Raw genomic sequence first — 17,355 nt, 5'->3', positions numbered from 1 at the left:
CTCCTCAGTTGCTGCCGGACGGCACGTAACCCAGCCGCTTGTCCACGACATTACGAAGCGGCTGCCCGCGGCGCCACCGCTCGAAGTTGCCGGCGAACACCTCGACCAGGGTGTTGCGCCAGCCGAGGAAGTCGCCGGACATGTGCGGGGAGATCAGCACGTTCTCCATGCTCCACAGTGGACTGTCCACCGGCAGCGGCTCGGTGTCGAACACGTCGAGCGCCGCGCCGGCCGGGGTGCCCGCGCGCAGGGCCGCGACCAGGTCGCCGGTGACCACCAGCTCGCCCCGCCCGACGTTGACGAACCGCGCACCGGGCTTCATCGCGGCGAACACCCGCGCGTCGAACATGCCCTTGGTCTGCTCGGTCAGCGGCGCCACCGCCACCACGTAGTCGTAATCGCCGAGGTGCCCGGCCAACTCGGCGGACGGGTGCACCACGCCGAAGTCGGGATCGGACTCGCGGGCCGTCCGCCCGGCACCGGCCACGACCAGCCCGGCCGCCCGCAGCAGGCGCGCGATCGACCGGCCGATCGGCCCGGTGCCGACCACCAGCGCCCGGCGACCGGCGATCCGCTCGGTCTCGCGGTGCCGCCAGGTCCGCTCCTGCTGCAACTGCCGCGAGCGCGCGAAATCCTTGGCGAAGGCGAGCACCACACCCAGCACGTACTCCGCGATGGCGTCGTCGAAGACACCCCGCGAGTTCGTCAGCACCACGTCGCTGTCACGCAAACCGGGGAACAGCACCGGGTCCACCCCCGCGCTGGCGATGTGCAGCCATTGCAACCGGTCCGCGGCTGCCCACGCGCCGGGCACGGCGGTGGACAGGAAGTCGTAGACGAACAGGATGTCAGCGCCGTGTAACGCCTTCTTTAAACCCGCCTCGTCGGTATAACGCACCTCGGCCGCGTGCTCGATGCTGTCCATGTCCGGGGGGTGCTGGTCGCCGCACAGCACCGCCAACACCGGGGATTCCGTGCCGATCACCGTTGACACGGTAAGAGCCGGTCGTATGATTGTCAACAATCCGAGGAGCCACCCCGGAGGCTCTCTGCATTCCCCAAGACGTCACCGCGGAGGCTTGGCCTTGGATTTCGAGATGCCCGTGTTCGACGGCCCGCTCGCCCAGCGGGGCATCGGCGTGATCGCCCCGTTCGACCTCGCTCTGGAGCGCGAGTTGTGGCGCTGGGTTCCGATGGAGGTGTCGCTCCACCTGGCGCGCACCCCGTACGAACCCGTGCCGGTCAGCATGGAAATGGCCCAATTGGTCAGCGACAGCAGGCACCTGGCCGCCGCCACGCGTGACGTGCTTCACGTGGAACCAGAGGTGGTCGCATACCTGTGCACGTCGGGCAGCTTCGTCAACGGCATCGACTACGAGCGCTCGCTGTGCAAGGCGATCTGCGACGCCGGCGCGCCAGACGCGGTCACCACCTCCGGTGCGCTGGCTGAGGTGCTGCAACGCCTGGACCTGCACAAAGTTTCCGTGCTGACGCCGTACGACGAGGACCTGACCGGGAAACTGCACGAGTTCCTGGCCGAACTGGACGTGGAAACGGTGTCCAGCGACCACCTCGGCCTCGGCGGTGGCATCTGGAAGGTGAACTACCGGACCATCGCCGAGCGCATCCTCGCCGCCGACCACTCCGAAGCCGAAGCGGTGTTCGTCAGCTGCACGAACCTGCCGACCTTCGACCTGATCGAGCCGCTGGAGGCGGCGCTCGGCAAGCCGGTGCTGACCGCGAACCAGCTGACCATGTGGGCCTGCCTGATGCGCATGGAGCTGCCGATCGTGGGACCGGGCAACTGGTTGCGTGACGTTTCGTAGGTCCAGCCGGTAGGATTGTCGACAATCTGCAGGAGGTGCTTGGGCTTGACCACCATCGGTTTCATCTACCCCGACCACGCGGCCGAGGACGACTACCCGCTGGCCGAGCGCCTGCTGGGGCCGGCTTTCCGGTTCCCCGTCGAGCACATCTACGGCACCGACCTGCACGCCGTGCCGGAGCTGCTCGACCTGGGCAGCCCCGAGCGCCTCAAGGAAGGCGCCTCGCTGCTGGCGAAGCACGAGCCCGCCGCGGTGGTGTGGGCGTGCACGAGCGGCAGCTTCGTCTACGGCTGGGAAGGCGCGCGCGAGCAGGCGGACCAGCTCGCCGAAGCCGCCGGTGTGCCGTCGACCAGCACGTCGTTCGCGTTCGTCGACGCGGCGAAGGCACTGGGCGTCCGGAAGGTGGCCGTCGCGGCGAGCTACCCCGACGACGTGGCGCGCCTGTTCGTCGACTTCCTCGGTGCGGGCGGGGTCGAGGTGCTGGCCATGTCGAGCGCGGGCATCGACACCGCGGCCGAGGTCGGCGAGCTGGGCCCGGACGCCGTGGTGGAGCTGGCGGTGGCGCACGACCACCCGGAAGCCGACGCCGTGCTGGTGCCGGACACCGCGATGCGTACGCTCGGTGTGCTCGGCGCCATCGAGGAGCGGCTCGGGAAGCCGGTCCTCACCGCGAACCAAGTGACCATCTGGGCCGGTCTCCGGCAGGCGGGTAGCCAGGTGACCTCCGGTGAGCTGGGGACCCTGTTCGCGGAACCGGTCCCGGAAAAGGGAATGTGACATGCCGCTGGCCGACATCGAACCGGTGAACCGGGAGTCCACCGCGGGCATCATCGCGCGGCAGCTCCGCGACGCGATCATGAACGGCGCGCTGCCACCCGGCACGCAGCTGGGCGAGACGGAACTGGCGTCGCGGTTCCAGGTCTCGCGGGGGCCGCTGCGGGAGGCGATGCAGCGGCTGGTCTCGGAGGGCCTGCTCCGCAGCGAACGCCACCGCGGGCTGTTCGTGATCGACCTCGAACCGGAGGACGTGTACGACATCTACGTCGCGCGCACCGCGATCGAGCGGGCCGCGGCGATCCGGATCATGCGCGGGGACCGGGAGAAGGCGGCCGCCGCGCTGGACGAGATCGTGCGTGCCATGGAAGCCGCCGCCAACGAGGACGATCCGACCGCGCTCTCGGACGCGGATCTGCGTTTCCACGAGGTGCTCGTCGCCGAATCCGGCAGCAGGCGGCTGATCCGCATGACGCAGACGCTGCTGATCGAGACGCGGATGTGCCTGTCGATGCTGCAGCAGACCTACCAGCGCGTCGAGGAACGGGTCGACGAGCACAACCAGCTGATCGACGCCATCCGCGCCGGTGACGAGGAAGCCGTGTTGAAACTGCTGGAGGGGCACATGGAAGACGCCATCCAGCGCCTGCTCCCCGGCACCTCGCTGCACTGACGAAAGTGGGGTGCGCCGGGCGCCCTTCGGGCAGTGTGCCGGACGTGGTCCGGTTCCTAGCGTTGTGCCGTGACCAAATCGAAGATGCTCTGGTGGGCCGGAGTCGTACTGCTGGCCCTGAGCGTGCACACCAACTGGGCCAGTCCGCTCGCGGCGTGGTTGTTCGCCGTCCCGCTGCTCCTCTTCGACGCCCGCCGGGGGCTGCTCAAGGTGCTCGGTGCGCTCGCGATCGGCATCCTGGTCTGGCTCGGCGCGACCTCGATGCTCTTCGTGCCCGAGGCGTTGCTCGGCTTCACCGCGCTCCTCCTGCTCCAGTGGCTGGCGTTCGTCGCGCACCGACTGCTCGGCCCGCACCTGCCGGGTTTCCTCGGCACGCTCGTGTTCCCGGCCGTGCTGGCCTGCGGCGAGTACCTGTTCGCGCTGTTCGCCGGTCTCGGTGACTTCGGCGCGCTCGGTTCGACCCAGCACGCGAACCTGCCGCTGCTGCAGGTGGCTTCGGTGACCGGCGTCTACGGGATCACCTTCCTCATGGGCTGGTTCGCCTCGACCGTCGTGTGGGCTTGGGAAACGCGCAACGCGCGCAAGCTGGTGGTCTACGGCGTCACGCTCGCGGTCGTGTTCGTCGCGGGTGGTGCCCGGCTCGTGCTTTCCCCGCCCACCGAACGGTCCGTGCGGGTCGCCGCCGTCAGCCCGACGCGGGCCGCCGATGCACGCTCCGAAGAGGCCATTTCCGCGATGGACCTCAAGTACTGGCGGGCGGCGGAGGTCGTGGCGGCCGACCCGGGAGCCGTGCGGGCGGCCTTCGCGCCGGTCACCGACGATCTGCTCGAACACACCAGGACCCAGGCTCGGGCGGGCGCGAAGATCGTGCTGTGGCCGGAAACGCACGCTCGTGTCCTGGAACGGGACCATCGCGACTTGCTCGACCGGGCTGCGGTGATCGCCAGGGAGAGCGGTGCGTACGTCAACCTGGGTTATGCGATGTACACCGGTGAGGCACCGAACGTCCGCAACCTGAGCACCATGATCACCCCGGCGGGCGAGGTCGCCTGGACCTACGACAAGAGCCAGCCGACGCCGATGGAGCCGATGGCGCCCGGAGCGGGAGAAGTGCCCACTGTGGACACCCCGTACGGCCGGATCGCCGGGGTCATCTGCTACGACGCGGATTATCCGGAGTTGATGCGGCAGGCGGCGGAGAAGGGGGCCGATCTGGTGCTGGTCCCGGCCAACGACTGGGCCACCTTTTCCGAACTGCACGCGGAGAAGGCGGTGTTCCGGAACGTGGAGTACGGGTATTCGATGCTGCGCAATTCTGCGCACGGGGTGTCCACTGGCGTGGACGCGCAGGGGCGGGTGCTGGCGCGGGCGGACTGGTTCCGGACCGATCAGCAGGTGCTGGTGGCCAACTTGCCGTTGCAGGAGCGGGCTTCCACTGTTTACGGCGCCGTTGGGGATGTTTTTGCGTGGCTGTGTTTGGCGGGGGCCGTGGGGTTGGGTTTTGCGGGTGCCCGCCGTAGTGCGCGCATGGTTGCCCACCCCGCGCCATCATCGTGACAGCGGCGGGGATGGGCCAGTGTGGGTGGTGCTGTCGGTTGCCCGGCTTGCGTTCTGGCTTTTATGTCAGTGCATCGGCGATGGCGGTGCCCAGGTCGGTGGTGGTGGCGGAGCCGCCCAGGTCCGGGGTGAGTGTGTTGCCGTCGGCCAGGACCTTTTCCACCGCCGTGTTGATGGCCTTGGCCGCCTCGTTTTCGCCCAGGTGGTCCAGCATCATGGCACCGGCCAGGATTTGGGCGACCGGGTTGGCGATGCCTTGGCCGGCGATGTCCGGGGCGCTGCCGTGCACCGCTTCGAACATCGACGGGTGGTCGCCAGGCGGGTTGATGTTGCCCGAAGGCGCCATGCCGAGACCACCGGTGACCGCCGCCGCCAGGTCGCTCAGGATGTCGCCGAACAGGTTCGAGGCGACGACCACGTCCAGGCGGTCCGGGTGCTGCACCACGCGCGCCGCCAGTGCGTCCACATGGCACTGTTCACTGTGGACACCGGGGTACTCGGCGGCGATCTCGGCGAAGATCTCGTCCCAGTACGGCATCGAGTGGATCAGGCCGTTCGACTTGGTCGCCGAGCAAACCCGGCCGGTGCGGGTCTTCGCCAGCTCGAAGGCGTACCGGATGATCCGCTCGACGCCCACGCGGGTGAACACCGACTCCTGCAGCACGAACTCCCCCGGCTGCCCGGTGTTGTGCCGCCCGCCCAGCTGGGAGTACTCACCCTCCGAGTTCTCCCGGACGATGACCATCTCCAGCTCCTCCGCCGACCGCCCGGCCAGCGCCGAAGTGGTGCCCGGCAGCAACCGCACCGGGCGCAGGTTCACGTACTGCGCGAACGCCCGGCGCAACGGGATCAGCAGGCCCCACAGCGAAACGTGGTCCGGCACCCCGGGGAAGCCGACGGCGCCCAGGAGGATGCCGTCGAAGGCGGACAGCTGCTCGACGCCGTCCTCCGGCATCATCCGCCCGGTCTCGGTGAACCGCTCGCAGCTCCAGTCGAATTCGGTCCACTGCAACGAGAAGCCGTGCAGGCCGGCCGCGCGGTCGAGGACCTTGCGTGCCTCGATGGTGACGTCGACGCCGATGCCGTCGCCGGGGATGCCGGCGATCCGGTACCCGGTCACAGGTTCACCGCGATGTACTTGGTCTCCAGGAACTCCTCGATGCCGAACTTGCCGCCTTCGCGGCCCAGCCCGGACGCCTTGATGCCGCCGAACGGCGCCGCCGGGTTGGACACCAGGCCCTGGTTCAGCCCGACCATTCCCGACTCCAGCCGCTCGGAGACCCGCAGCGCCCGCTTGATGTCCGTGGTGTAGAGGTAGCTGACCAGGCCGTATTCGGTGTCGTTGGCCGCGGCGAGCACCTCCTCCTCGGTGTCGAAGATGTAGATCGGCGCGACCGGGCCGAAGATCTCCTCGGTGGCCATGTCCGCTTCCAGCGGCACCTCGGTCAGCACGGTCGCCTGGTAGAAGTTCCCCGGACCGTCCACAGTGGCCCCTCCGGTGAGCACCTTCGCGCCGCGTTCGACCGCGTCGCGCACCAGGCCGCTGACCTTCTGCACCGCCGCCTCGTCGATCAGCGGGCCGACCACCACGCCGTCTTCGGTGCCGCGGCCCATCGGCAGCGCGGACATCTTCTCGGTGAGCCTGCGCGCGAACTCCGCCGCCACGCCCTTCTGCACGTAGATCCGGTTGGCCGCGGTGCACGCCTCGCCGATGTTGCGCATCTTCGCCTGCATCGCCCCGTCGAGCGCGGCGTCGAGGTCGGCGTCGTCGAACACGATGAACGGCGCGTTCCCGCCCAGTTCCATCGACGTCCGCAGCACCTTGTCGGCGCACTGCTCCAGCAGCTTCCGGCCGACCGCGGTCGACCCGGTGAACGACAGCTTGCGGGCCCGGCCGTCGCGGATCAGCGGCTCCATCACACCACCGGAATCGCTGGTGGTGAGCACGTTCAGCACGCCTTCGGGCAGCCCGGCCTCGGCCAGGATCTCGGCCAGGGCCAGCATCGACAGCGGGGTCTGCGCGGCGGGCTTGATGATCATCGTGCAGCCCGCGGCCACCGCCGGGCCGATCTTGCGGGTGCCCATCGCCATCGGGAAGTTCCACGGCGTGATCAGCAGCGACACCCCGACCGGCTGCTTGGCCACCAGGAACCGGCCGGTGCCGTTGGGCGCCACCGAGTAGTCACCGCCGATGCGGACCGCTTCCTCGGCGAACCACCGGAAGAACTCGGCGGCGTAGGCGATCTCACCCCGCGACTCGGCCAGCGGCTTGCCCATCTCCAGGGTCATCAGCAACGCGAGTTCCTCGGTGCGGTCGACCAGCGCCTGGTAGGCCCGGCGCAGGATCTCGCCCCGTTCGCGCGGGGCCGTGTTCGCCCACTCGGCCTGCGCGGCGACCGCCGCGTCGAGCGCCGCCATGCCGTCCGACGGCGACGCGTCCGCCACCTCGCACAGCGTTTCACCGGTGGACGGATCGAGCACCGGGAAGGTCCGGCCACCTTCGGCGGCGGTCCACTTCCCCCCGATGAAAAGTTCCTTCGCGACCGTGTCGACGACCCCGGCCTCGCTGATCTCGCCCATCACCACTGCTCCCTGTCCGCGTTTCATTGCGCCCGGTCCGAGGGCCATGCTATGCATATTGTCAACAATCGACAAGAGTCCTCGACCTGTCCCCGGTCGGCTACCCGGCGACCGTCCCGCGCAACCTTCGCCCAAAGGAGCACCGCTGCCATGGCCCAGCTCTCCCCCCTGCTCAAGCAGGCCACCCCGGTCGTCGTGGACCACGGCGAGGGCACCTACCTCTTCGACAGCGAAGGCAGGCGGCACCTCGACTTCACCGCCGGCATCGGGGTGACCAGCACCGGCCACTGCCACCCGAAGGTGGTCGCCGCCGCGCAGGAGCAGATCGGCAAGCTGATCCACGGCCAGTACACGACCGTGATGCACAAGCCGCTGCTGGAGCTGACCGAGCGCCTCGGCGGGGTGCTGCCGTCCGGTTTGGACTCGCTGTTCTTCTCGAACTCCGGCAGCGAAGCGGTCGAAGCCGCGCTGCGGCTGTCCCGCCAGGCGACCGGGCGGCCGAACGTGATCGTGTTCCAGGGCGGCTTCCACGGCCGGACCGTCGCCGCCGCGTCGATGACCACCTCGGGCACCCGGTTCAGCGCCGGCTTCTCCCCGCTGATGTCGGGTGTGCACGTGGCCCCGTTCCCCTACGCCTACCACTACGGCTGGGACGAGCGGACCGCGACGAAGTTCGCGCTGCGCGAGCTGGACTACCTGTTCGCCACCGTCACCGCCCCGAACGAGGTCGCCGCCTTCTTCATCGAGCCGGTGCTCGGCGAGGGCGGCTACGTCCCGGCCAACACCGAGTTCATGGCCGGGTTGCGCGAGCGCGCCGACAAGCACGGCATCCTGCTGGTGCTCGACGAGGTGCAGACCGGCTTCGGCCGCACCGGCCGGTTCTGGGGCCACGACCACTTCGACGTGCGGCCCGACATCGTGCTCATCGCGAAGGGCCTGGCCAGCGGCTTCCCGCTGTCCGGCATCGCCGCGTCGCAGGAGCTGATGGCCAAGGCGTGGCCCGGCTCGCAGGGCGGCACCTACGGCGGCAACGCGGTTTCGTGCGCGGCGGCCTGCGCCACGCTCGACGTGATCGAGGAGGAGGGCTTGGTCGCCAACGCCGCCGAGCGCGGCACGCAGCTGCTCGACGGCGCCCGCCTGATCGGGGACAAGACCCCGGCGATCGGCGACGTGCGCGGGCTCGGGCTGCTGGTCGGCTCGGAGTTCACCACCGCCGACGGTGAGCCCGACACGGTCACCGCGCAGGCCGCGCAGAAGCTGGCCGCCGAGCGCGGGCTGCTGCTGCTCACCTGCGGTGCCTGGATGAACGTGGTCCGGATGATCCCGCCGCTGGTGGTCACCGCCGAGCAGGTCGACGAGGCGCTGGGCATCTGGGCCGAGGTCGTCGACGCCGTCACCAAGAACTAGAAGGAGTCCGTAGTTGGCCCGCTACATCACCATCACGCTGGACAAGCGCGGTGTTTCCTGCCGCGCCCGGCTGCTCGACGCCGAAGCCCCGCGCACCTGCGAAGCGGTGTGGAACGCGCTGCCGCAGAGCGGTTCGGCCTACCACGCGAAGTACGCGCGCAACGAGGTCTACACGCTCGTGCCGCCGTTCGCCCAGCCCAAGCCGGGGCGGGAGAACCCGACCGTCACGCCGATCCCGGGTGACGTCGTGTACTTCGGCTTCGAGGCGTGGGAGATCGGCAACCCGGCGTACGGCTACGACGAGGGCAGCGAGGCCCACAGCGATCAGGGCGCCACCGACCTGGCGATCTTCTACGGCCGCAACAACCTGCTGATCAACGGCGACGCCGGCTGGGTGCCCGGCAACGTGTTCGCCACGATCGAGGAGGGCCTGACCGAGATGGCCGCCGCCGCGCAGGACCTGTGGTTGCGGGGTGTCGAAGGCGAGACGCTTTCCTTCGCCCGCGCGGAAAACTGAAGGACCCCCACCGAAGAACGTGAAAAGGTTTCATAGCGGGATTCGTCCAGCCCGTACTACCCTGCGGTAACCAGGTCTCGGCGCAGAGGTGAGAGGACGGTCGACACCGCCATGAACGACAGCGGTTCCGGGGGTTTCGAGCAACGCCTCGCCGACATCGTCGGCCAGGCCAACCTGCTCACCGGCGAGGCCGTGGGCGAGGACTACGCCCACGACGAATGCCTCACCGTGGAGCCGGAAAAGCCCCGCTACGTGGCCAAACCGGCCACCGCCGAGGAGACCGCGGAACTGCTCAGGGCCGCGGGCGAGCACCGGGTGCCGGTGACCGCCCGCGGCTCGGGCAGCGGCCTGTCCGGTGCGGCGCGGCCGCGGCCGGACGGGCTGCTCATCTCCTTCGAGCGGATGAACCGGGTGCTCGAGGTCGACACCGAGAACCACGTCGCCGTGGTCCAGCCCGGGGTCACCCTGGCCGAACTGGACGAGAAGACCGCCGAGGCCGGGCTGTCCTACACCGTCTACCCCGGTGAGCTGAGCGCGAGCATCGGCGGCAACGTCGGCACGAACGCGGGTGGCATGCGGGCGATCAAGTACGGCGTCACCCGGCACAACGTGCTCGGCCTGCAGGCCGCCCTGCCCAGCGGTGAGCTGATCCGCACCGGCGGGAAGACCACCAAGACCTCCACCGGCTACGACCTGACCCAGCTGATCATCGGCTCCGAGGGCACGCTGGCGCTGGCCACCGAGGTGATCGTCCGGCTGCACCCGCGGCTGGCGCACGGCGCCACCGTGCTCGCCCCGTTCGGGGACCTCGACCAGGTGGTGCGGGCGGTGCCGAAGATCGTCGCCAGCGGGCTGGACCCGCACATCCTGGAGTACATCGACAACCTGACCATGGCCGCGATCGTCTACAAGGAACAGTTGGCGCTCGGCGTGCCGGACGAGGTCAGGGACGCGTCGCAGGCCTACCTGGTGGTGGCGCTGGAGAACCGGGACGGCGACCGGCTGCACGCCGATGTCGGGACCCTGGCCGAACTGCTCGCCGAACTGGGTGCCGCCGACGTCTACGTGCTGGAGGGGCCGTCCGCCCGCAAGCTGATCGAGGCGCGGGAGAAGGCGTTCTGGACGGCGAAGTCGGTCGGTGCGGACGACGTGATCGACGTGGTGCTCCCGCGGGCGGAGATGCCCGCCTTCCTGGCGAAGGTGCGTGAGCTGGCCACCGCCGCCGAGTCCGGCGCGGTCGGCTGCGGGCACGCCGGCGACGGCAACGTCCACTTGGGAATCTTCCAGAAGGACCCGGTGAAACGCGGCGCGCTGCTGCGTGAGATCTTCGCGGCCGGGATGGCCGCGGGCGGCTCGATCTCCGGTGAGCACGGCATCGGCCACGCCAAGAAGGCGCACTTCCTCGAACTGGAGGACCCGGCCAAGGTCGAGCTGATGCGCCGGATCAAGCAGTCCTTCGACCCGCGGGGCATCCTCAACCCCGGGGTTCTCTTCGACCAGGAGTCACAGTGAGCATGAACGGCGCGCAGTCCCTCATCCGCACCCTCGTCGACGCGGGGGTGGACGTGTGCTTCGCCAATCCGGGCACCTCGGAGATGCACTTCGTGGCCGCGCTGGACTCGGTGCCGGAGATGCGCGGGGTGCTGGCGTTGTCCGAGGGCGCGGTGACCGGGGCCGCCGACGGTTACGCCCGCATCGCCGGACGGCCCGCGGCGACCCTGCTGCACCTCGGGCCCGGCCTGGCCAACGGCCTGGCGAACCTGCACAACGCCAAGCGGGCGCACACCCCGGTCGTGAACGTCATCGGGGACCACGCGATCGACCACAAGAAGTACGACGCCCCGCTGGAATCCGACATCGAGGCGCTCACCGGCACGCTGAACGGCTGGGTGCGGCGCTCCGGCCACACCGCCGACGTGGGCGCCGACGCCGCCGCCGCGGTCGCCGCCGCCCAGGACGCGCCCGGCCGGGTGGCCAGCCTGATCCTGCCCGCGGACGTGTCCTGGGGTGGGGGCGGGAAGACCTGCCCGCCGGTGCCCGCGCGCGTGCCGAAGGAGGTGGACGAAGCCACCGTCCGCCGGATCGCCGACGTGCTGCGCAGCGGTGAGCCGGTGGCGCTGCTGGTCGGCGGGGCGGCCTGCCGGGAAACCGGCCTGCGCGCCACCAGCCGGATCGCCGCGGCGACCGGGGCGAAGGCGTTCGCCGAGGTCTTCCCCGCCCGCATCGAACGGGGTGCCGGGCTGCCCGCGATCGAGCGGCTCGGTTACCTGGCCGAGCACGTGGAGTACCAGCTGCAGGGCATCGAGCACGTGGTCGTCGCCGGGGCGAAGCCGCCGGTGTCGTTCTTCGCCTACCCCGGCAAGCCGAGCGACCTGGTGCCGGAAGGTGCGCGGGTGCACACCCTGGCGGGGCTGGACGCGGACGCGGTCGGTGCCCTGCAGGACCTCGCCGACCTGGTCGCCGCGGACACCGAACCCGTGCTGCAGGAGGAGAACCGGCCCGCGCTGCCGAGCGGCCCGCTGACCCCGCAGAACTGGGTGGAGGTGATCGGGGCGCTGCTGCCGGACAACGCGATCATCTCCGACGAGGCCAACACCTCGGGGGTGCTGCTGCCCGCGGCCACCGCCGGCGCCCCGCGCCACGACGTGCTGACGCTGACCGGCGGCGCGATCGGGCAGGGCATCCCGGTGGCCACCGGCGCGGCGATCGCGGCGCCGGACCGGCCGGTGGTCAACCTGCAGTCCGACGGCAGCGCGCTGTACACGATCTCGGCGCTGTGGACGCAGGCGCGGGAAAAGTGCAACGTGACCACGGTGCTGCTGAACAACCGGGCCTACGCGATCCTGCGGCTGGAGCTGCAGCGGGTGGGCGCGGACGGCTCCGGCCCGAAGGCCGCCGAGCTGCTGGACCTCTCGGGGCCGGACATGGATTTCGTGAAGATCGCCGAGGGCATGGGCGTGCCCGCCCGCCGGGTGACGACCGCCGAGGAGCTGGCGGACGCGTTCTCGTGGGCGCTGGCCGAACCGGGCCCGCACCTGATCGACACGATCGTGCCGCCGCTCGTCTGATTTTCACAGGGTCTTCTCAGATAGATCTTCGGTAACTGACGGTTTCGCCCGGTTCACTTGTGGTGTACCGGGTGCAACCCGGTCGTACCGTGAGGAGGCCGGCCATGATGACCACGCTCCAGCTGACCCTCGGCCACCGCCCGATGTCGGATTCGGTGAGCAGGCGGGGTCCGCGGTCGATCAACGCCGACGCGATCGCGACGCACACGGACGCGGTCTCGGGGCGCACGGCCTTCGTGGTCGCGGACGGCGTCGGCGACCACCTGCTGGCCGCCAGGGCGGCGCGCCTGTCGGCCAAGGTCGCCGCGGAAACCTCCGCCCGCTGCGGGGCCTACGAGGGGCTGCGCGCGGCGCAGCAGGAACTGCGGTCGCAGTTCGAGGAGCAGCAGGCCGACTGCGTGCTGGTGGTGGCCGTGCTGCCGCCGCTGGACTCCCCGGTGGAGGCCCAGGCCGACATCGCCTGGGTGGGTGACTGCCGGTTGTACCGGTGGAACGGGCGGGTGCTGTCGCAGCTGACCGTGGACCACACCCTGGCCGAGTTCTGGCGCTCGCAGGACCTGGTGCCGTCGGCGCGCATGGAACACGTGGTGACCGACTCGGTCCGCACCGCGCGGGACTCGGACATCGGGCGGGCGTTCACCCCGGTCCGCGGCGGTCGCCTGCTGCTGTGCACCGACGGTGTGCACAAGAACCTGAACATGGTGGCGGTCAAATCCCTGCTCTCCACCGCCACCTCCCCGCACGACGCCGCCGAGCGCCTGGTGGAGGCCGCCCACACCCTGGGCAGCACGGACAACGCCACCGCGGTGGTCGTCGACCTGCAACCCCTCCCCTGACCCGCGTCAGGGCGGTCCTCGGGAGCCCGCACCCGCTCACACCAGTTGGGCACCAGGCGCACGTCCGGGAACCGGTGAGCCTCCGGCACCGGTTGCCCGCCCTCCCCCGTGAACTCGCAGGCAGGCTGCCGACCGTCGTCGGCGAACCGGAGACCCCGGCACGGGGTCGCGGCGAAAGCACTCACCTCGACCGGATCCGGTCCCACCGGCAGCGGAGGCCCACCCGGCGGCGGCACCTCCTCGGCGGGAGAACGGGCGGCCAAGAGCAACATCGTGACCACAGCCAAGAACCGCATGTTCACCTATCCAGCAGCCCTCGCATCTTCCCGTTGCCTCCACACCGCTGCCGCCATCGCTACCACCGGATCAGTGCAGCCGCTCACCCACACACGAAGCCCGAAAAACCAAGCACCACACACCCCGGGCCGCCGAACCGGGGACCCAGCCACCCGCGAGCCGAAGGCACTCACACAAAACCGGAAAACTCCAGCCGCACACAAACCGAAAGGCCACCCGTCCCACCACACACGCAAGCCAGGAGCCCAAACCGGAGAACCACCCAGACTCCCCCTTCCCCATCCCGGTCCAAAGCCAAAAACACGGCGGGGAGGGCCTTGTCAAGGCATCTTTCCCCGCCTTTGACAAAGCCCTCCCCGCCGTCGTCACACTGAAGAACCGGGGTGGGAACCGTCAAGCGCAGGTCCGACCAGCCACCGGATCGCAGAACTTGACTTCCGGGTAACGCGGAGATCCCGTCGAAAGCAGCGGCTGCGGAATCCCCCGCAAATGCTCATCGAAGAAAGCACGCGCATACCGCCGCACGATCGCGTTGGCCCGTTCCCCCGGCATCCCCGCCCCGACGTCCAGGCCCAGCTGGTCCCCCAGCACCCCCACATCCGTGAACGAGCCGTGCTCCGGTCCGGTCACCACCAGCCAGCGCTTCCAACCGCTCAGGTCCGCCCAGTCACGTTCCCAGGAATCCGACTGCTCCCCGGTGCCCGGCGTGTACTGGTGTTCCCGGCCCAGGAAGAGGAAAGGCCGGGACAACCCCGTCGAAGGCAGCGGCGTGCCGCTCGAGCCATCGATGTTCACGCCCGCCTTGATCCGCGGATCGGCCACCATGGCGTGCGTGCCGGCTGCGCCGCCCGCCGAATGGCCGGCCATCGCGATACGCGACGGATCGATCGAACGGCCCCAACCAGCCAGCAGGGAATCGATCACGAACGAAACATCCGCGGCGCGGCCATGAGCGAGTTTCGCCCAGAAGGCGGGCGCCTCCTCCGGCGGACGCGTGATCTCGCACGCGACGCATTCCGCGACCCGCCCATCAGGGAAAGTCGTCGCGACGTTCTCATAGGTGTGGTCGACGACGGCCACCACGTAACCGTGGCTCGCCAGGTCCTCCGCCAGGCCGGACAGCGTGGCCCGCGGTTTGGTGAAGCCCGGTGACAACACCACGAGCGGCCACCGGCCCATCGGCGGTGCGTCCACGAAGGAATGCGTGCGCGTGTGGCTCAGCACGTCCCAGGGCAGCCCCTCGATCTCCCCTTCCTTCAGCAGCAGCTCCGATTCCAGCGGCGTCATGTACTGCGCCCGCTTCCCGAACGGCGCCCAGGTCGGGTACCGCAGCGAAACCATCAGCTCACGCGGTCCCGCCTCCGGCACCCAGGTGTCCGGGCGCGACGAGTCCACCAGGTGCAACGCGGTCATCCCGACCGGATACACCCCGGTCGGTTTGAGCAGGTGCAGCGGCTTTTCCGCGGACGCGGACGCGGGCACCGCGCCTGTCGCCAGCACCAGCACCCCCACCAGGCCCACCAGACGTCTCAGCATGGGTTCCCCTTCATCTATTTATCTAGCTACCTAGCACTATAGACCCAGGGAACCGCCACCACGCAAAAAAGTGGCCCCGCCGGCGAACCGGCGGGGCCACTCGTCAACCCGTCCTACTCGTAGATCTCGCCCTTTTCGGCCTTCGCCACCAGCGACTCCGGCGGCAGGAAGTGGTCGCCGTAGCGTTCGGCCAGCTCACGCGACCGCGCCACGAACCCGGCCAGGCCACCCTCGTACTGGTTGATGTACTGGATGACACCACCGGTCCACGCCGGGAACCCGATGCCGAAGATCGAGCCGATGTTCGCGTCCTGCACCGAGGTCAGCACGCCCTCGTCGAAGCACTTCACCGTTTCCAGCGCCTCGGCGAAGAGCATGCGCTCCTTGAGGTCCTCGAACGGCACCTCGGTGCTGCCCGACTTGAACGCGTCCCGCAGCCCCGGCCACAGCCCGGTCCGCTTGCCCTCGTCGTCGTACTCGTAGAAGCCCGCACCGGAGGACCGGCCCTTGCGGTCGAACTCCTCCACCATCCGGTCGATGACCGCCTCGGAGGCGTGCCCCTGCCAGGTGCCGCCCTCGGCCTCGACCGCCGCCTTCGTCTCCAGCCGGATCTTGCGCGGCAGGGTCAGCGTCAGCTCGTCCATCAGCTGCAGCGGCGGCGCCGGGTACCCGGCCTGCGTGCCCGCCTGCTCGATCGACGCCGGTTCGACGCCCTCACCGAGCGCGGCCACCGCCTCGTTGATGAACGTGCCGATCACCCGCGAGGTGAAGAAACCGCGGCTGTCGTTGACCACGATCGGGGTCTTGCGGATCTGCAGGGTGTAGTCGAAGACCTTGGCCAGCGTGGCCGGCGAGGTCTTCTCCCCGCAGATGATCTCCACCAGCGGCATCTTGTCCACCGGCGAGAAGAAGTGGATGCCGATGAAGTCCTCGCTGCGCTGCACGCCCTCGGCGAGCGTGGTGATCGGCAGCGTGGAGGTGTTCGAACCCAGCACCGCGTCGGCGTTGACGATGCTCTCGATCTCGCCGAACACCTTGTGCTTCAGCTCGACGCTCTCGAACACCGCCTCGATCACGAAGTCGACCCCGGCGAAGTCGGCCGGGTCCGCGGTCGGCTTGATGCGGGCCAGCAGCGCGTCCGACTTCTCCTGCGTGGTCTTGCCCCGCGAGAGCGCCTTCTGCTCCAGCTTGACCGCGTAGCCCTTGCCCTTCTCGGCCGCTTCCTGCGAAACGTCCTTGAGCACCACGTCGATCCCGGCCTTCGCCGAGACGTAGGCGATCGCCGCGCCCATCATCCCGGCGCCGAGCACGCCGACCTTCTTCGCGGTGTACTTCTCGAACCCGTCCGGCCGCGAGCCGCCGGAGTTGATGTGCTGCAGGTCGAAGAAGAACGCCTTGGTCATGTTCTTCGCCACCTGCCCGGTGGCCAGGTGCACGAAGTACCGGGTCTCGACCAGCTGCGCGGTGTCGAAGTCGACCTGCGAGCCCTCGATCGCGGCGGCCAGGATCGCCCGTGGCGCCGGCATGTTCGCGCCCTTGATCTGCTTGCGCAGGTTGGCCGGGAAGGCGGGCAGGTTCGCCGCGAACTTCGGGTTCGACGGCGTACCACCCGGGATCTTGTAGCCCTTGACGTCCCACGGCTGCACGGCCTCGGGGTTCGCCTTGATCCACTCCTTGGCCTTCGGCAGCAGCTCGTCCACGGAACCGACGAGCTCGTCCACCAGGCCCAGCTCCAGCGCCTTGGCCGGCTTGTGCCGCTGACCCTGGAGCAGCACGTTCAGCAGCGCGCTCTGGATGCCGAGCAGCCGCACGGTCCGCACCACGCCGCCACCACCGGGCAGCAGGCCGAGGGTGACCTCGGGCAGGCCGATCTGACTGCCCTTGACGTCGGCGGCGATGCGGTGGTGGGTGGCCAGCGCCAGCTCCAGGCCCCCGCCGAGGGCGGCCCCGTTGATCGCCGCCACGACCGGCCGCCCGAGCTGCTCGAGCCGCCGCATCTGGGCCTTCATCTGCCCGCTGCTCTCGGTGATCTCGGCCGCGTTCTCCGGCTTGGCCTGGATCAGGTCGTTCAGGTCACCGCCGGCGAAGAAGGTCTTCTTCGCCGAGGTGAGCACCACGCCGGTGATGTTGTCCTTCTCCGCTTCGAGGCGGTCGACGACCACACCGAGCGACTCGCGGAAGTCGGCGTTCATCGTGTTCGCCGACTGCTTCGGGTCGTCCAGGGTGAGCACGACGATGCCGTCGGAATCCTGCTCCCAGCGGATGGTCTTCGCTTCGGTCATCT

14 protein-coding genes are annotated in these 17,355 nt (G+C 69.6%); 9 read left to right on the top strand and 5 right to left on the bottom strand.

Annotation, left to right across the window (positions count from 1 at the left end; all coding sequences use genetic code 11):
• Window positions 1-4 precede the first annotated feature (4 nt).
• Window positions 5-985 carry a D-2-hydroxyacid dehydrogenase gene (locus tag AC07EG_RS33525; RefSeq protein WP_478257255.1) on the bottom strand — a complete coding sequence of 327 codons (981 nt, stop codon included), beginning with the start codon at window positions 983-985 and terminating at the stop codon, window positions 5-7.
• 112 nt (window positions 986-1,097) lie between these two features.
• Here AC07EG_RS33525 and AC07EG_RS33520 point away from each other — a divergent pair, with 112 nt between their 5' ends.
• The 4 genes from AC07EG_RS33520 to AC07EG_RS33505 all read left to right on the top strand — a co-directional run bounded on the left by AC07EG_RS33520 (window position 1,098) and on the right by AC07EG_RS33505 (window position 4,830).
• A complete protein-coding gene (locus tag AC07EG_RS33520) occupies window positions 1,098-1,826 on the top strand; it encodes a maleate cis-trans isomerase family protein (protein ID WP_478257254.1) in 729 nt (242 codons plus the stop codon).
• A 45-nt stretch (window positions 1,827-1,871) separates the two neighbouring features.
• Entirely contained in the window at window positions 1,872-2,603 is a 732-nt protein-coding gene (locus AC07EG_RS33515; protein WP_478257253.1) for a maleate cis-trans isomerase family protein, read from the top strand.
• Between the two features lies 1 nt (window position 2,604).
• Complete coding sequence (locus AC07EG_RS33510; protein WP_478257252.1) at window positions 2,605-3,273, top strand: GntR family transcriptional regulator; 669 nt, start codon at window positions 2,605-2,607, stop codon at window positions 3,271-3,273.
• A gap of 69 nt (window positions 3,274-3,342) precedes the next feature.
• Window positions 3,343-4,830 (top strand): apolipoprotein N-acyltransferase, encoded by a 1,488-nt coding sequence (locus tag AC07EG_RS33505; protein ID WP_478257251.1) that lies wholly within the window; start codon window positions 3,343-3,345, stop codon window positions 4,828-4,830.
• Window positions 4,831-4,891: 61 nt separating this feature from the next.
• Here AC07EG_RS33505 and AC07EG_RS33500 read toward each other — a convergent pair whose 3' ends face one another.
• Window positions 4,892-5,950 carry a tartrate dehydrogenase gene (locus AC07EG_RS33500; protein WP_478257250.1) on the bottom strand — a complete coding sequence of 353 codons (1,059 nt, stop codon included), beginning with the start codon at window positions 5,948-5,950 and terminating at the stop codon, window positions 4,892-4,894.
• Complete coding sequence (locus AC07EG_RS33495) at window positions 5,947-7,410, bottom strand: NAD-dependent succinate-semialdehyde dehydrogenase (RefSeq protein WP_478257249.1); 1,464 nt, start codon at window positions 7,408-7,410, stop codon at window positions 5,947-5,949. Before AC07EG_RS33495 ends, AC07EG_RS33500 begins: the two co-directional genes overlap by 4 nt.
• 150 nt (window positions 7,411-7,560) lie before the next feature.
• Here AC07EG_RS33495 and AC07EG_RS33490 point away from each other — a divergent pair, with 150 nt between their 5' ends.
• The 5 genes from AC07EG_RS33490 to AC07EG_RS33470 all read left to right on the top strand — a co-directional run bounded on the left by AC07EG_RS33490 (window position 7,561) and on the right by AC07EG_RS33470 (window position 13,238).
• The gene (locus AC07EG_RS33490) at window positions 7,561-8,817 is read left to right on the top strand and encodes an aspartate aminotransferase family protein (protein ID WP_478257248.1); all 1,257 of its coding nucleotides are present in this window, start codon (window positions 7,561-7,563) and stop codon (window positions 8,815-8,817) included.
• A gap of 13 nt (window positions 8,818-8,830) precedes the next feature.
• The gene (locus tag AC07EG_RS33485) at window positions 8,831-9,334 is read left to right on the top strand and encodes a DUF3830 family protein (protein ID WP_478257247.1); all 504 of its coding nucleotides are present in this window, start codon (window positions 8,831-8,833) and stop codon (window positions 9,332-9,334) included.
• A 111-nt stretch (window positions 9,335-9,445) separates the two neighbouring features.
• Window positions 9,446-10,846, top strand: a complete 1,401-nt coding sequence (locus AC07EG_RS33480) for an FAD-binding oxidoreductase (protein WP_478257246.1) — start codon at window positions 9,446-9,448, stop codon at window positions 10,844-10,846.
• Between the two features lie 2 nt (window positions 10,847-10,848).
• Window positions 10,849-12,402 (top strand): acetolactate synthase large subunit, encoded by a 1,554-nt coding sequence (locus AC07EG_RS33475; RefSeq protein WP_478257299.1) that lies wholly within the window; start codon window positions 10,849-10,851, stop codon window positions 12,400-12,402.
• Between the two features lie 104 nt (window positions 12,403-12,506).
• On the top strand, window positions 12,507-13,238 hold the full coding sequence (locus AC07EG_RS33470) for a PP2C family protein-serine/threonine phosphatase (protein WP_478257245.1): 732 nt from the start codon (window positions 12,507-12,509) through the stop codon (window positions 13,236-13,238).
• 690 nt (window positions 13,239-13,928) lie between these two features.
• Here AC07EG_RS33470 and AC07EG_RS33465 read toward each other — a convergent pair.
• The gene (locus AC07EG_RS33465; RefSeq protein ID WP_478257244.1) at window positions 13,929-15,071 is read right to left on the bottom strand and encodes an alpha/beta hydrolase family protein; all 1,143 of its coding nucleotides are present in this window, start codon (window positions 15,069-15,071) and stop codon (window positions 13,929-13,931) included.
• A 113-nt stretch (window positions 15,072-15,184) separates the two neighbouring features.
• Window positions 15,185-17,353 carry a 3-hydroxyacyl-CoA dehydrogenase NAD-binding domain-containing protein gene (locus tag AC07EG_RS33460; protein ID WP_478257243.1) on the bottom strand — a complete coding sequence of 723 codons (2,169 nt, stop codon included), beginning with the start codon at window positions 17,351-17,353 and terminating at the stop codon, window positions 15,185-15,187.
• Window positions 17,354-17,355 lie beyond the last annotated feature (2 nt).

The sequence above is a fragment of the Amycolatopsis sp. NPDC045836 genome, from assembly GCF_056431745.1.
The sequence above is the reverse complement of the archived record's forward strand: the minus strand, read 5'-3'. Positions and strand labels throughout refer to the sequence as shown.

Bases quoted from the DNA above. Each gene is read 5' to 3' on its own strand.
- AC07EG_RS33460 (WP_478257243.1), bottom strand. From the start codon at position 17,353: ATGACCGAAGCGAAGACCATCCGCTGGGAGCAGGATTCCGACGGCATC.
- AC07EG_RS33490 (WP_478257248.1), top strand. From the start codon at position 7,561: ATGGCCCAGCTCTCCCCCCTGCTCAAGCAGGCCACCCCGGTCGTCGTG.
- AC07EG_RS33480 (WP_478257246.1), top strand. From the start codon at position 9,446: ATGAACGACAGCGGTTCCGGGGGTTTCGAGCAACGCCTCGCCGACATC.
- AC07EG_RS33520 (WP_478257254.1), top strand. From the start codon at position 1,098: ATGCCCGTGTTCGACGGCCCGCTCGCCCAGCGGGGCATCGGCGTGATC.
- AC07EG_RS33470 (WP_478257245.1), top strand. From the start codon at position 12,507: ATGATGACCACGCTCCAGCTGACCCTCGGCCACCGCCCGATGTCGGAT.
- AC07EG_RS33510 (WP_478257252.1), top strand. From the start codon at position 2,605: ATGCCGCTGGCCGACATCGAACCGGTGAACCGGGAGTCCACCGCGGGC.
- AC07EG_RS33465 (WP_478257244.1), bottom strand. From the start codon at position 15,071: ATGCTGAGACGTCTGGTGGGCCTGGTGGGGGTGCTGGTGCTGGCGACA.
- AC07EG_RS33475 (WP_478257299.1), top strand. From the start codon at position 10,849: ATGAACGGCGCGCAGTCCCTCATCCGCACCCTCGTCGACGCGGGGGTG.
- AC07EG_RS33495 (WP_478257249.1), bottom strand. From the start codon at position 7,410: ATGGGCGAGATCAGCGAGGCCGGGGTCGTCGACACGGTCGCGAAGGAA.